This is a genomic window from Trichocoleus sp. FACHB-90, assembly GCF_014695505.1.
Classification (GTDB): Bacteria; Cyanobacteriota; Cyanobacteriia; order Cyanobacteriales; family FACHB-T130; genus Funiculus; species Funiculus sociatus.
This window is the reverse complement of record NZ_JACJOK010000005.1, coordinates 24644-38953: the sequence shown is the minus strand read 5'-3', so window position 1 is coordinate 38953 and position 14310 is coordinate 24644. Positions and strand designations below refer to the sequence as shown.

Sequence of the window (14310 nt, the reverse complement as noted above, 5' to 3'; positions counted from 1 at the left end):
AGGTGAGGCAATCGCCTCACCTATTTGCATTTCCAGCATCTGATTTTTAACGAGAGAAATCCTTCACGGAGTAACGTTGACAGCCCCTAAAATTAGACCCGTAATAAGTGCAATACCAATAAAAATGAGTGCTATCAATATCAGCCAATACTGGAGAGTATAGAGTTTTCTCAATTGCTCAAGCGCTATCATTAAATTTTCGATATCGTTTCCTTGAGTATCAGCAATTAAATTAAAAGAAGAAGCGGCTTTGGTAGTCCAGAAGCCAATGAGTATTTGCAAAACTCCATTAATAATGCCGCTGATTAAACCCGATCTGACACTGACGATTCCCCCAATAATTAGAAGCACTCCCAAGGCAATGAGGAAGTAGCTAACAAAGCGCATTTTTTGAGCAAGATCCTTAATCAGATGGTTTTGCGACTGGTTAAACTCGTAGCGATCGCTTTCCACTTCAAACTTCGTCCCAATGAACTGAGACAGATTTTAGGACATCGCTGCCAGATTGGGATCGTAGATATAGAAAACGATAAGCGATGCGTGAAGCAAAGCGATCGCTCTGGTAAATCTTGAACCGTTCCCAACGCTTCATAATCTCAAATGCGCTGCAAACAATTTGTTATCCCTTTACGTAGCAAAGCGTGTAGCTTAGCATCAAGACAGTTCTAGCTGCCAACCAAGAGCAGACACGAATCGAGGGGAGCAGAAATTGTGGTAGCAGACTTCAAAGAAACAGATTTAAGGGGATCTCATCTCAAAGGGAAAGATTTACGGGCAAAAGACCTCAGAGGGGTTAACCTCAGCGAGGCGAACCTGACTTATGCAGACATGATTGAAGCCAACTTGGCTTCAGCAAACCTGAGTGGATCGAATCTGACTGGGGCGTGCTTAAATTTAGCTAATCTGAGCGAGACAAACCTCAGAGGAGCCGATCTGAGTGGCACAAACTTTGTCGGGGCTGATTTGAGCAAAGCAGATTTGAGGGCGGCAAACCTGAAAAAGGCTAATCTCGTTAGCAGCAACCTGGAAAATGCCAACCTAACTAGAGCCAACTTGATTGGGGCAGACTTAACAGCAGCGGATCTCACGGGAGCTATCTTACACCAAGCTATCTACAATCAAGAAACTCGGTTCTCACCAGATTTTGACCCCAAGCAAGCTTCTGCTTACTTGATTGCCTATAACGTATCCCTAACAGGGGTAAACCTAAGTGAATTGGATCTAAGTGGGGTTTATCTAAAAGCAGCAGACTTGAGGGCGGCAAACTTGATGCGGGCAAATCTGGTTGGGGCAAATTTGGAAAGTGCTAACTTAGCGGGAGCCAATTTAGTCGGGACGGATCTTAGTAAAGCCAAGCTGAGGGGAGTGATTCTGGAAAAAGCTGTCTACACTCAAGAAACTTTGTTTTCCTATGATTTTGACCCACGAGAAGCCGGGGCTTATTTAATTGCTGCTGGCGTATCGCTGCCTGGGGTTAACTTGGGTGGAGTAAATTTGAGTGGAGCAGATTTGCGGGGGACAAACCTCAGAGGGGGGAAGTTACGGGGAGCAAATCTAACAGAGGTAGACTTAACTAATGCCAATTTGAGAAAGGCTGACTTGGAAGATGCCGACTTGAGTAGGGCAGATTTGAGAGGGGCAAATTTGACGAGAGCCATTTTAACTCAGGTAAACTTGAGCGAAGCTGACCTGAGAGGGGTAGACCTGACTCGAACCGATTTGCGCGGAGCTAACTTGAGTATGGCAGACTTGCGAGGAGCGGACTTGACGGGAGCCATTTTAACTCAGGTGAACTTGAGTGAGGCTGATTTGCGCGGTGCAGACCTGACGCGAACCGACTTGCAGGGAGCTAATCTGAATGGAGCAGACTTGACTGATGTTGATTTGAGTCGAGCCAATCTTTGAAAAGGCAAAAAAGTTAGGAGAGAGGAGTTATTAATTTAATTTTAAACAGCGTCTCTAGAGCTGTATCTGCCTATCCAGCCTGAAGGCGTGCCTCATCAGAAGCCGCAGCCCATACAACCGTCATTATTACCACCATTACTACCACCACTGCTATTACCACGACCGCCGAACAGGGAAAAAATAATGGCTATGGGTATCCACCACCAAGACCATCCTGAAGATTTTCCCGAAGTAGAATTATCTTTATTCTCAGAAGTTGGGGTTGGAGTGTTACGAGGTAGCGGAGAATTTTCAGCAGCTTGAGACAGCGCTAGTTCAGAATTTGTAGAGTGAATTTTCGGGGGAGAAATTTCTGCTATCAGTAGCGTATAGCTGCTGATAGTTAGGACTAACATAAATGACAACAGAGCGATCGCTATAAATTTCAGCAAAGGCAAGCGAGGTAGATAAACAGATGGCAACTGACTCAGAGTAAAAGATGGTTTGGCTACAATCCAGTACCGATGAGCGTTGACTCGTCTGAACTGAATATCTGTACTAAATCGGATGTCGGGTGGAGACCAGATATCGGACGGGGGGCGCTGACCAAAGAATTTTTCATAGCTAATCAGCGTCTCGTTATAGAACCTGTAGAAATTCTCCTGTTCGCTAGAACCCCCACGAGTAGGATTGTGGTGCAATGGTTTCTGTAAGATTTTGGCGCAAAACTCATCCCAGTACGATCGGGTATAAGTCAAGTGGAGATGCCAAACTTGATCCACTTGATCGGAGGGAGTGACAGGATGTTCAGCTATAACAGCAAGAAAGATAAACTTTTTGTATTCGTCAATCACTTGCTGAGTATATTCAACCGTCCAGCCGTTTTCTCTTGCCAATCTTTGACTAAAGGGAAAAGCAGCGTCAGCGTCATCAAGGGAAAATTCCTGGATACTTTGGTAAAGTTTTGTCTGCTGGGCGTTCATTAGTGACTCCTTTATAGTTCTTACTCACCGATTCACTCTTGATCCTTTTTGTCTCAAACCACAACCAGTTCCTTTTGGGTTATGCACATGGCAATTCCTTTCTCGTAGTAAGCCGCCTCGTTAATGAAAACCGGATAAACGGTTGATGTTCCTTGATAAGCGATCGCTCGACCATCAAATGTCAAAAACATTGGCTCGCCTGGTTTAATAGCTTCGTAATCTCTAAATTGAAGTTCTGGGTGGATCATTGCATGAATTTCCCCATCTTCATTTCTGGGATAGTCGATTGTCTGTAGGCATTGATAAATTGTGAAGGTATCTCTTGCGGGGAAAGGTGTTCCCCGGTTATAGGCGTCTACAAAGTCTAAAATTGCGTAGATAAGTTCTTCCGTTTGCTGAAATAAACGCGCATCCAACACGCCTTGTGCAACAGCACCCACTTCGATCGCGCAACCGAGTTCGGAGATTGATCTCAGAAACGGGCTATTATTCTCGTCTTTCCATCGATACACCTTCACGCTGGGATTCACGGATTTGAGATAAGCGGCTAACTGAAGGTTGAATGGATGCTTGGTACTTGGAATAATCGTCAGCCCCATGTTGGCTGTGGTAGTGTGCAAATCGATTGTTAAGTTGGTTTGCTCTTTTGGGAGCGATACCAACGTTTGGTAAATTTCTTTGGCTCGAATTGCTTCATAGTTGGAAAGCTGAGCATTCTCTAAATCCTGTGGGTGGAAACAGCGATTGAGGTCGGTATCAACGTACCGCCTCCCGATTGCATACGCTTTAGGATTCGCCAAAAGTGTAATGCTCTCAAAACTCGCTCGTGCGATCGCGTTGGGAAATCGCTCGAATTTCTTCACCAGGTAAATTCCTGTGAGTTCGTTTCCGTGGGTTCCACCAACAATGGCAACACGTTTGATCTGATTCATATAGAAATTCCTTCCTACCCCAACCACAGCACTGTTTGTTGAGTCAGCCCAGTCGAGGTTTATAACGTCTTGCCATCCAGATTAGCCAAGCTATTACTATATGTCCAATATTTTATTGAGAGGTAAACTATATTAAAAAAATATAGTGATGGCTAACAGATGGAACTTCGACATTTGCGTTACTTCATCGCGGTGGCACAGGAGTTGAACTTCACTCGTGCTGCGGAGCGTCTAAATATCGCGCAACCTCCTCTGAGCAAGCAAATTCACGATCTTGAAGTGGAGCTTGAGGTGCAACTGTTCGATCGCACCAAGCGACCACTCCAGTTAACAGTAGCTGGAGCTATCTTTTTAGAAGAAGCGATGAGCGCGATCGCCCAGGTAGAGAATGCCGTCAAAATGGCGCAACGTGCCAGTCGAGGAGAAATTGGGCGTTTGGTAATCGGCTTTACGAGTTCAATGGCAAACAGCTTTTTGCCAGACATCCTGCGCGTTTACCGCGATCGCTTTCCCAAAGTGGAACTTGTCTGGCGGGAACTAGCAACTTCCCACCAATTGCAAGCCCTGCGAGATCGGCAGCTTGATGTTGGCTTTTTCCATTTAACGTCATGGATGCTTCAAGCAGCTGATTTATGCTTAATGACGATTTGGCATGAATCTTTGATCGTGGCATTACCAGCAACTCATCCACTGGCGAACCAACCGCAAATTTCTTTGAAAGCACTGGCACAGGAAGTGTTCATCCTCCCCTCTCGCCAATTCTCTCCGGTCTTATCTGAACAGCTTGAACATCTATGCCAACAATCTGATATTTCACCTGTTGTCATCCAAGAAGGAACAATGATGCTGACAATCCTGGGTTTAGTCGCTGGTGGCGTTGGAATTGCCTTGCTACCTGCGAATGCCCAAAATCTTCAACGCAAGGGTGTCGTCTACAAAAACATCACTGAATCAACATCAACTATCCCAATGGCTGCTGTGTGGCGACGGGACGATGCCTCAGCTACTTTGCGTGAGTTCTTAGAAGTGACAAAAGAAGTCACGTAAACTCACTCTCTAGCAGTGGGTTCACGTTGATGCTATGTCTCAACCCGAACATCCTCTTAGTAAAGCAATAATTTTAGTTAGTAAAATCAAGTTTTTATCAAAAATTAAATGCGTTATGAATAAATATTTACTCGTATGCCTAGTCTTTTTACTAATTATTATGTTGATGATTAGCAATGCCCTTCAGGGAACGCCATCGGCTGCATACCTCACCCTTGACTTGATTGACGGAGCAGGATTGTACAAAACCCAACTTCCTAACGGGAATGAAGCCTACCTGCAAACAATCAACTTGCGAAAAATGCAGATGGATCAAATCATTGGTGAAGTGGATGAAGTAGGGTTTAATGATGGTAAATATTATCGTGAAGATGGTAGTTACTACAGCCCTCATTTTCAAATGAAACTCTTTTCAGATGTGTGGAATGAATACAAGCTGCTTTACGGCAAGCAAGTATTCTCGATGATGAACTGTGCTTTTTTTGAAGATTACAAATCCAGTACGCAATTAGCATTTCCAGTCAAACTAAATGGTCAGGTCATCACAGCAGGAAGCAGTCCTTACGGCCCTGGTAGTCAGGCAGCAAATGATTACTACAAAGGTATAAAACTGAAAGCACTGGTTTGGAATGATGAAGGTGCTTATATTACTGATTATGATCCTAAAGTAGGTTTTCCCCTAGACAAGCCAACTGTCCAAAATGCCATTGTTAGCTATAGCTATAGCGACCATCCTGCTAAAGTGTTGGGGAAAAACCAGGCAAACAAATACCACGTTATCGGGACATTAAATAAAGATGATGCTCCCGGCGATGAATTTATTTTAATAGTAACTGTTAATAAGGCTACCTTAGATGAAGCGGCAGACTTACTGCGAAAGCTGGGAGTGAAAGGGGATATTCTAACGGTGGATGGTGGTAGTTCCACTTTTATTAATAATCCCCGTACTGGTAACTTGATTGCGCCGCAACCTGTTAACATGCAAGATAATCCTAACGCCTGGAATTTACCGCATTATCTGGGATTCCGCAAAAAAGGAGATTCCCAAGAACCTCAAAAAATTGCGATCAGCCAACCTGCGAATACTATTGAAATCAAACCGAAATTTCCTTACCTGATTCTGTGGCGAGATAATGTCGCAGATGATGTAAAAATTGAATTGTACGAAGGGTTAAAACTAGCTAAAACGCTCGCTTCTAAAACGGCAAGTGATGGTGTTTTTGAATGGACGCCGGAAACCCCCATACTACCAAAGTCTGTTATTCGAGTGACCAGTTTAAAGCATAAAAATGTTTTTGGGAGTCTACTGTTAAAGTAGAAACTCCCAATAGTCAAAGCCGATTACGCGAATGGCGACTTATTTTTTCTTGCGCGTCCAAAGGTCGGTAAACATCATTGTCATCCCGCCCAAAAAAATAGCGATCGCCATCCCGCCTGCAATTGCATTCATCCAATCAATATTTTCCATCAAATTACTTTGCTAATTCTCATCTAGTCAACGCTACCAGATTAACGTCTCTGATATTGAAAGGGGACTAGGGGCTGGGGACTAGGGAATAGGTAAGACTTTTTCCCAATCCCCAATCCCCAATCCCTTAGGCAACTTTGGGGATTTCCTTGAGATAAACTCGCAAAAATGGTTCAGCTGAGCCAAGCTTGTACTGTTCCAGCAAGCCTTTGGCGCGGATGGAGATGTTGTCTTCTTCCTTAATAACCAAAGTCGAGTCGTCGCCGATACCCCGCGCTAGCATCATCTCAGTTTCGGTGGGATTATCCAAAACTATAATGTCACTGCCGTGGTAAAACATCCCCTCCTTCTCTAAGACATCTTCCCTGTACTCAGCAATCAGTAGATCCAGCTTGGGATTACGCAGCAGGTTCTGCACGTTGCTGTTGTACTCTTTGTTCAAGTTTTTCTCAGAACGATTGACAAAAACCCCTTCGCGACAAACTGCGCCAATTGTCCATTCCGGGTGTCGAATCAGAACATCGTCAATAATTTCTTGGAGTTCTTGAACTGAAATTTTGTTGAAGGTGATAATCGGTAGCCTCGAATCTTTCTCTGACTCAAAGAAGGTTTCCAAAATATGCGAGGGTACATCAACGCTTTCACCCACAGCAGGTTTAAGGTGCATATAAATGCCGGGAGCGGAGTTAATCTCGATGATGCCAAAATCACCATTTTTCCAAGATTTTGCTAGGTCGCCGGCAATTACGTCAATCCCAAGGCAAGTTAGGTGGAAATGTTGGGCGATGTCTTGCGCCAGGATGATGTTGTCAGGATGAACGTCGCTTGTTTTATCGATGCTCAAACCGCCTGCTGAGAGGTTGGCAACTTTGCGAAGATAGACAATGCGATCGCTTTCTATTACGCTATCGAGTGACAATTCCTGTTCTTCTAAATACATCTCCATCGCCTCATCGCACTGAATCTTCCCCAGTGGCGAAGTCGGCGTATCTATCCGTGCTGGCTTCCGATTTTCCCGCTCGATCAATTCAGCAATAGTTGAGTGTCCATCACCCACAATCGATGCTGGACGGCGTTCAGTCGCCGCTACAAATCTGCCGTTAACGCATAGCAATCGGAAATCTGTCCCCGAAATACTTTTCTCAACGATTATCTGAATTGGCTGGTCTTTAGGAATAGCATTGACTGCTCTGCTAAAGGCATATTTAATTTCCTCCGCATTTTGCACATCAGCCGTCACCCCAATTCCTTTGTGACCAACTACAGGTTTAACTGCTACTGGGTAGCCAATTTCCCTGGCTGCTGCCCTTGCTTCTTCCAGCGTGTAGACGATATCACCTTTGGGTACCGGAAAGCCCAAAGTAGCTAAGAAAGCTTTACAGTCATCTTTGCGAGTGGTAAAGTCGGAATCCAAATGACTATCGCAGTCAAAAGTTGTGGCTATACCGCGAACCTGTTTTTTTCCATAGCCGTATTGAACCAGCCCTTCGTCCCACAGATAAAAGGTAGGAATCCCTTTTTGGTAGGCTGTACGCCACAAAGCGTAAACTGTTGGCCCACCGTAAGCAGATTTCCGAAATATCTCCTGTATCGTCTTTATCTGATCTTCCAGCCGGAAGTTTTCATGTTGAGTAATTGCTTCAAACCAGTCCCAAACGCAGTAAACTACTGACCGAGCTGTGCGTGCATGGAGCGATTGAACCGCAATCGTCACAAAGTTTTCATTCGGTTTGACACTCCAGTGGTGGAGGTGCAGCCCCATGTCAAGCTTTCCCACTTCTGAAGTTGTCCGGGCGAAGAGTTGAGCATGGGAATCATAAGTTTCCTCGCCCAAGTGCGGGTAGCGATCGCTAATAATCGCAACATAATCTTCGAGAGGACGCGCTTCTGTATTGTTGGTTACTGCAAAATCGAATACTAATGCCCCTGTCTCCAAATATGGGTTCGGGCCAATGTAATGCTTGAAGTTGAATATGTCGAAGGCATCAGTTTTTCTAGCATTGACTCGGACTGCATCGGTGCTTGTATCTCGGTTCATTAAGTTTCTCCGGTTATCTAAACACCCTTAAAATTTGGAGTTTCGGTTATTTTGAACCTAACCCTATTCTGTTGCATTTTCAGCTATCGCAGGGCATACTCATTCTGAGTTACGTTCCCATACTATCCCAAAGCCTCAGCTTGCTTGGGATAAAGTTCTTAACTAACAGATGAATTGTCAGAATACCTTAGCAAAACCTAAAAAACCCGTTTTCTTTGAGAAAACGGGTTTTTTAGATTTGGTTTTATCCCCTGATATTGATTAAAAAACTTAAGCCTTATCGACAATCTGCTTTGCTTTATCTTTCAGGTCTTCTTTAAGGTGTATTGCCGCAGCTTCATCCTGCTTCATTTGCCCTTCTACTTGGTCTTTTTGGTCGCCTGTGACATGACCAAGTGCTTCTTGAGCCTTACCTTCAAGGTTTTTAGCAACTGCTTCCGCTCTGTTTTCAATGCTCATTTTTACTTTTCCTTAACAATAATAAGTTATTTTCGATACCATATTTTTAGTATTGAATTTTACTGTAAGAAATCACCTCCCTCGGAGGGTAGATTATAGAATAGCTACAGGTAGTTAATAGTCCCACCCGTAGCTATACCAATCCTAAATAATTCGTGAACCCCTGTAGAGACACGGCACGGCCTTGTCCCTACACCAGGGTGAATACTCGTTCACAACTTAAATAGGATTGCTATATCCTACTTTTTCTTAATCAAGAATTGGCTTGCGGGTTTGCAAGTCAAATTTGTAACCGTGTGGAAGAACATGAAGCCTAGCTCCGCAAACTGCCAAAGCCTCATCCTTTAATATTTCGCCGACGTTGCTGTGTGTAATCCCTGACTCATCGACAATAGTGACAGCGCCTTCCCCAATCACTTCAAACTTGTTATCGCTGATGGCGATCGCTGTATTCTCGTCAATACCAAAACCCAAGACAGCAGGCTGCTGGGCCAAAGCTGAAATTAAGCGTCCCATACGACCACGCTGCAAGAAATGCTGATCGATCACTACCCCAGGCAGAAAGCCCATACCGGGGCCCATTTCGACAACATTAACGCGAGGATTTGTCTCTGAATCTCCTTCAATAATCATGATATCTGGCATCATGGCAGCGCCCGCGCTTGTGCCTCCGACCACGATTCCTTCAGCGTATCGTTTGTGAATAGCGGCATCGACTTCTGTACCCTTAAGATTGCTTGTGATGCGAGCCTGATCCCCACCCGTAAAAAATACGCCAGTAGCTTTCTCAATAGCTTCTAACGCTCTAGGGTCACTTCCATCTTCCCGACTAGCCGTGTCAATGATTCTCACGTCATCGACTCCCAGCCGCTCAAAAACTTCGGTGTAGGTACGTCCGACTTCATCAGGTAGCCCTGTCGCTACTGTCATAACGACAATTCGAGCCTGGGTACCGCCAGCGCGGCGAACGAACTCTCGAAGAATTGTGCAATCTCCTTCTTTATCTTCCGCTCCCCCGATAATTACCAATTGCCCACGGGCATTAGTCACGGGTGTAGTTTCTCCGGTTTCCATTTAGTTAAATCCCAGGTATCAATGACGGTATGAATGGCTGTTTTTGACATGGAAATTCCCAGGAGGTATAAAAACTCCTAGGAAATTGGATATTTGTCAGATTGGCTGTCCTTGTTAATTACTTTATCGAATAGTCGGTACTGCGACTTCTTTCTATGGATATAATTCTCAGCCCGTCTGTGTTAATAGTCACATTTTTTTTAACATGAGGATTGGAAAAAAGCAAAAATCAAAAGGTCAAAAAAACTTTTTTCTTCCTGCGTCCGGAGCAACAAGCATCTCGCCTGTAAATCCCCTCCTCCCCAGTTTCTTCAATTAGTAGAGTAACTTTGCTTCGTCAAATACAGGAGTTTGGGTGCCGAATACTTCGTAGAGGTCAATCCCTTGCTGCTTACCACGAGGTATTGCGCGATCAATCCATCGGCATCTGAATAACTCTGGTTTACTCACTTGGGCGATAACGGCATCACTGGCAAGAATTTCACAGCTGTAGACTTTTGTCAATTCTTCTAGACGAGCGGCAGTATTTACCACATCACCAATTACTGTAGAGTCCATGCGATGATCTGATCCTACTGTTCCAATCATCGCAGTGCCTGTGTGAATTCCTATACCAATGCGAAGTGGCTCATTTAAGTTGTACTGTTCACGATTGGCGTTAAACTTATTTAGGCTGTGTATCATCATCACCGCAGCGGTGAGGGCATCCTGCGAGTGGTTTCCAGCGCGGTCAAAGACAGCCATGATCGCATCTCCCAAGAATTTGTCAATAAAACCATGATTGGTAGCGATCGCGCTATTCATCTGGGTATAGAAAGCATTCAGCCACTCAAAGGTTTCATTTACTCTTTGAGATTCGGTGATGCTTGTAAATCCCCGTATATCGCAAAACAAAATAGTTAGTTCTTCTTGTCTAGCGTTTCCCAGTTGAATTGATTCTACGCCTTTGGGTGCAATGCGTCTCAAGAATTGATCTGGCACAAATAAGCGTAGCTTCTCTGAAAGATATTGATTAATCTCCCATGCGGCTGATATTTGTCCCTTAATTTTTTCTTTTACTTGTTCTTCGATTTTTCGCTCTTGTTGTTGCGATCGCATCTTGTTCAATCGCAATGTACTAGATATTTTTTTGATTAATAAATTACTTTTTATCGGCTTAGTGAAATAATCATCTCCCATCATTTCCAAGCCTGTCAACCTGGAATCTTCATCATTCAAAGCCGTCAAAAAAATTATTGGCACCGTTTGCAGATTTGGATCTTCTCGCAACCGACGGCAAACTTCAAAGCCCCCCATTTCTGGCATCATTACATCCAGCAAAATCAAATCAGGCAGAAAATCTTGCACAACTTCCAATGCTTGAGAGCCTGATGATGCCACAAGAGTTTCATAGCCTTGTGAGTGCAACAACTCTTCTAGCAGTAATAAATTATTTGGCTCATCATCAACTAATAGAATACGCGGCAGGGGCTTTGTCATGGGATTGACAATAGATAGAGCAAGTGGCGCCGTCATATAAAACTGCTTCTCCTAGCAACGATTACACTCGCGCCTTAATTTTGACTTGAGTAAATCTACTTAAAACAGTTGATCTGTGACTTAAGTAATTTTAGTTAGATGCCCCTGACTAATCTTCAGCTTCCTGAGGTATTCTCAGTACAACCACGTAGATAAATGCTTTGTGTGGCTGCTGTATCGGAAGATATATCTGAATCTTCTTAACACATTGAAACATATGCAATTGGCGATGGCAATTAGTCATCAGATAGAAAGAAATTCAACCCCTTTGAGGGGTTGAACTTTTTCTAAATGCTGTTCAATAACTGTCCTAAAGCGGCTAAAGATGTTTTGTGACTAATGCTGAATAAAAGATCGGACAGTTGTAATCACAGTATCCAGGTCTAAGGGCTTGCTGATGTACCCGTCGGCACCAGCAGCCAAACAGCGATCGCGATCGCCACTCATTGCCATCGCCGTCATCGCAATTACGGGGACAGACCTCCATAAAGGGTGAGCCTTGAGTTGACGCATAATTTCAAACCCATCCACACCCGGCAGTTGGATATCCATGAGAATCAAGTTAGGTAGCGATCGCGCCAACACATAAGGCGATCGCATCGCTTCCAGCATCGTGCTACCGTCATAAATTAACTCAACCACATAACCTTCTAATTCCAACACATCTGAAATCAACGCCTGATTGAAGGCATGATCTTCCACTACTAAAATCCGTTTGGTATCCCTTGCGCCTAGATTAACATCGCCGTGGGTTCCTACAAAAAATGAAGACGGCGACTGCTTAACTGGCATCGGTACTGGCGCGGCTAACTCCTGCGGCACATCAGCTATCGGCAGCCATACCCGAAACGTACTGCCCTGATTTACCACCGATTCTAGAGAAACAGTGCCGCCGTGGAGTTCCGCCAACCGCTTAGTTAAAGCCAAACCCAGCCCGGTGCCTTCATGTTTTCTGGTTAAAGAAGCATCTATCTGCTGGAAAGGTCGAAATAGCAGATGCCACTTATCTTCAGGAATTCCGATACCTGAATCGGCTACTTCAAAACATAAGTAAGGGGTAGTGGGATCAATCAAACTGCGTTCTGGGCGAAATTCTTCTGCTAACTCGGCTCCATAAGCCAATCGCCCACTCAGTTTAATTTTTCCTCGATTTGGCGTAAACTTAACAGCATTGGAAAGCAAGTTAATCAATATTTGGCGGACGCGACGCTCATCTAGAGAAACTTGACCCAGCGAATATTCGAGTTCCAGCGATAGAGCGATTTGCTTTTTCTCAGCACGAGGCTGAATCATTTTCAGGCATTGATTGCACAATTCTGGGATGCAAACTGGCCCAAGGTCGAGTTCTACCTTTCCAGCTTCGATTTTAGATAAATCCAGAATGTCATTAATCAATTGCAACAGGTGTTGACCACTTTCTTCAATCACCCGCACGTAGTTCGTCTGACGTGGGTTCAAGGTTCCGGCGATTTGTCGGAGCAATAGATCGGAGAATCCCAGAATGCTGTTGAGGGGGGTTCGCAGTTCGTGGGACATAGAAGCGAGAAACTCAGACTTGAGTTGAGAAGCCCGTTCTAAATCCTCGTTAATTTGGCGCAGGTGTTCTTCAGCCTGCGCCCTTTCAATCGCAACGCCCAGTGTACGACAGGCTGCTAAGAGCATATCTTGTTGGGGGGCATCCTGAAGTTTCTGCTGACTGCGAGACTCCAGCGTTAACACGCCAATGATGTTGCCATTGGCGGCAGGAATCGGAAAAATGCCTAGTTGACCAATCCCTGGATGGCGAAATCCAGGTACTGCTTGGGGATGGCTTTGATAATCGTCAATAAATAGCGGCGATCCTGTTTCTACTACTTGCCACAGTAAGCCCTGACCGTGAGGAATCCCTTGCTTAAGCAAGGCTTCTATCTCGGCAACGGCTGGTACCCCGTAGGTGGCAATGAACTGGCTGGAAATCTCATTCGTGAGCATACTGGCTCTCGCGTCCCTGCCTTGACCGATAATCACTTTGACATCGCCGAAGGCAGCGCCCATTGTTGCCACTAGGTAGGAAAGTGCAAATTGCCCAATCTCCCGCAACTCACTGGCTGGCTGTAGCCGTTGCGTCATTCCCTGCAAAAAGGTTAAACGCCTTACCTCGGCGTTTAAACGTGCCTGGGATTGTTGATAACCAGTGACATCGCGGAAGGTAAACAGCCGCCCGCCATCGTTGGTTAAGGTGGTGTAAACTTCGAGGCAAATGCCGTTAGCTTGCTCTATATAAAGGGAAACATTCTCAGTGTCTGGTCTGTTTAGGGCAGATGCAATTTGTTCGCGCTGCTGTTGAGACCAGTAGCCCTGTGCTACCACTTCAGCGAAGACATCGTTACAATGCGGCTTACTAGCAAGCCTGTCGTCAGAAAGCCCCAAAATTTCGGTTAATTTGCGATTAAACAATACCAGGTGATGGCAGCGATCAAACAATGCGATCGCATTGTCTACTTGATTCAAAATCAGTTCTTGTTCCTCCTTTAACTGCTGCAAAGTAGCGATCATCTGCTCTGGCTCTATTGTTTTCATCAAGAAGGAAGGGGTTACACTTTATTTATTTAAATTAACAAAATTTAACACCTTTCTTAAGTGAGGCAAATGACGCATTAATTGTGATCTTAGACACATGGGGATTGGGGATTGGGGATTGGGGATTGGGGATTGGGGATTGGGGATTGGGGATTAGGAACTAGAAATTAGGAATTGGGAATTAGGAACTAGAAATTAGGAATTGGGAATTAGTAATTGGAAAGAATCTTACCCAGTCCCCAGCCCCTAGTCCCCAGTCCCCAGTACCTAGTCCCCAGCCCCTATGTAAACATTTGTAACTTGTCACGTAATTTTTTAACTCCTACCTGAGAAGTCAATTGAGGTGCA

The 14310-nt window shown here is 44.7% G+C and carries 12 protein-coding genes; 4 read left to right on the top strand and 8 right to left on the bottom strand.

Going from position 1 to position 14310, the window contains the following annotated elements; translation table 11 throughout:
• Positions 1-63: 63 nt before the first annotated feature.
• A complete protein-coding gene (locus H6F74_RS00820; protein ID WP_190434842.1) occupies positions 64-387 on the bottom strand; it encodes a DUF5362 family protein in 324 nt (107 codons plus the stop codon).
• A gap of 3 nt (positions 388-390) precedes the next feature.
• Here H6F74_RS00820 and H6F74_RS00815 point away from each other — a divergent pair, with 3 nt between their 5' ends.
• Both H6F74_RS00815 and H6F74_RS00810 read left to right on the top strand, forming a co-directional pair.
• Positions 391-573: a hypothetical protein gene (locus H6F74_RS00815; protein WP_206756277.1), complete on the top strand. Its 183-nt coding sequence runs from the start codon at positions 391-393 to the stop codon at positions 571-573.
• 138 nt (positions 574-711) lie between these two features.
• Positions 712-1905: a pentapeptide repeat-containing protein gene (locus H6F74_RS00810; protein WP_190434837.1), complete on the top strand. Its 1194-nt coding sequence runs from the start codon at positions 712-714 to the stop codon at positions 1903-1905.
• A 95-nt stretch (positions 1906-2000) separates the two neighbouring features.
• Here the strand turns inward: H6F74_RS00810 and H6F74_RS00805 are convergent, their stop codons facing one another.
• Both H6F74_RS00805 and H6F74_RS00800 read right to left on the bottom strand, forming a co-directional pair.
• Positions 2001-2867, bottom strand: coding sequence for a hypothetical protein (locus H6F74_RS00805; protein ID WP_190434835.1), 867 nt, complete (start codon positions 2865-2867; stop codon positions 2001-2003).
• 53 nt (positions 2868-2920) lie between these two features.
• Positions 2921-3799: an aspartoacylase gene (locus tag H6F74_RS00800; protein ID WP_190434832.1), complete on the bottom strand. Its 879-nt coding sequence runs from the start codon at positions 3797-3799 to the stop codon at positions 2921-2923.
• A gap of 159 nt (positions 3800-3958) precedes the next feature.
• Here H6F74_RS00800 and H6F74_RS00795 point away from each other — a divergent pair, with 159 nt between their 5' ends.
• Entirely contained in the window at positions 3959-4846 is an 888-nt protein-coding gene (locus H6F74_RS00795) for a LysR family transcriptional regulator (protein ID WP_190434827.1), read from the top strand.
• A gap of 34 nt (positions 4847-4880) precedes the next feature.
• The gene (locus H6F74_RS00790) at positions 4881-6164 is read left to right on the top strand and encodes a hypothetical protein (protein WP_199300728.1); all 1284 of its coding nucleotides are present in this window, start codon (positions 4881-4883) and stop codon (positions 6162-6164) included.
• Between the two features lie 277 nt (positions 6165-6441).
• Here the strand turns inward: H6F74_RS00790 and H6F74_RS00785 are convergent, their stop codons facing one another.
• From H6F74_RS00785 to H6F74_RS00765, 5 genes are all read right to left on the bottom strand, one after another.
• Positions 6442-8352, bottom strand: coding sequence for an acetate--CoA ligase family protein (locus tag H6F74_RS00785; protein WP_190434824.1), 1911 nt, complete (start codon positions 8350-8352; stop codon positions 6442-6444).
• 270 nt (positions 8353-8622) lie between these two features.
• Positions 8623-8811, bottom strand: coding sequence for a CsbD family protein (locus tag H6F74_RS00780; RefSeq protein WP_190434821.1), 189 nt, complete (start codon positions 8809-8811; stop codon positions 8623-8625).
• Positions 8812-9060: 249 nt separating this feature from the next.
• Positions 9061-9885, bottom strand: coding sequence for a cyanophycinase (locus H6F74_RS00775; RefSeq protein ID WP_190434818.1), 825 nt, complete (start codon positions 9883-9885; stop codon positions 9061-9063).
• A 315-nt stretch (positions 9886-10200) separates the two neighbouring features.
• Positions 10201-11400: a response regulator gene (locus H6F74_RS00770; RefSeq protein WP_242021737.1), complete on the bottom strand. Its 1200-nt coding sequence runs from the start codon at positions 11398-11400 to the stop codon at positions 10201-10203.
• A 339-nt stretch (positions 11401-11739) separates the two neighbouring features.
• The gene (locus H6F74_RS00765) at positions 11740-13962 is read right to left on the bottom strand and encodes an ATP-binding protein (RefSeq protein WP_199300727.1); all 2223 of its coding nucleotides are present in this window, start codon (positions 13960-13962) and stop codon (positions 11740-11742) included.
• Between the last annotated feature and the right edge of the window lie 348 nt (positions 13963-14310).

What these genes read in the sequence shown, in the direction of transcription:
- H6F74_RS00820 (WP_190434842.1), bottom strand. Translation starts at nt 387, where the DNA reads ATGCGCTTTGTTAGCTACTTCCTCATTGCCTTGGGAGTGCTTCTAATT.
- H6F74_RS00770 (WP_242021737.1), bottom strand. Translation starts at nt 11,400, where the DNA reads ATGACGGCGCCACTTGCTCTATCTATTGTCAATCCCATGACAAAGCCC.
- H6F74_RS00805 (WP_190434835.1), bottom strand. Translation starts at nt 2,867, where the DNA reads ATGAACGCCCAGCAGACAAAACTTTACCAAAGTATCCAGGAATTTTCC.
- H6F74_RS00775 (WP_190434818.1), bottom strand. Translation starts at nt 9,885, where the DNA reads ATGGAAACCGGAGAAACTACACCCGTGACTAATGCCCGTGGGCAATTG.
- H6F74_RS00800 (WP_190434832.1), bottom strand. Translation starts at nt 3,799, where the DNA reads ATGAATCAGATCAAACGTGTTGCCATTGTTGGTGGAACCCACGGAAAC.
- H6F74_RS00795 (WP_190434827.1), top strand. Translation starts at nt 3,959, where the DNA reads ATGGAACTTCGACATTTGCGTTACTTCATCGCGGTGGCACAGGAGTTG.
- H6F74_RS00780 (WP_190434821.1), bottom strand. Translation starts at nt 8,811, where the DNA reads ATGAGCATTGAAAACAGAGCGGAAGCAGTTGCTAAAAACCTTGAAGGT.
- H6F74_RS00765 (WP_199300727.1), bottom strand. Translation starts at nt 13,962, where the DNA reads ATGAAAACAATAGAGCCAGAGCAGATGATCGCTACTTTGCAGCAGTTA.
- H6F74_RS00790 (WP_199300728.1), top strand. Translation starts at nt 4,881, where the DNA reads ATGTCTCAACCCGAACATCCTCTTAGTAAAGCAATAATTTTAGTTAGT.
- H6F74_RS00785 (WP_190434824.1), bottom strand. Translation starts at nt 8,352, where the DNA reads ATGAACCGAGATACAAGCACCGATGCAGTCCGAGTCAATGCTAGAAAA.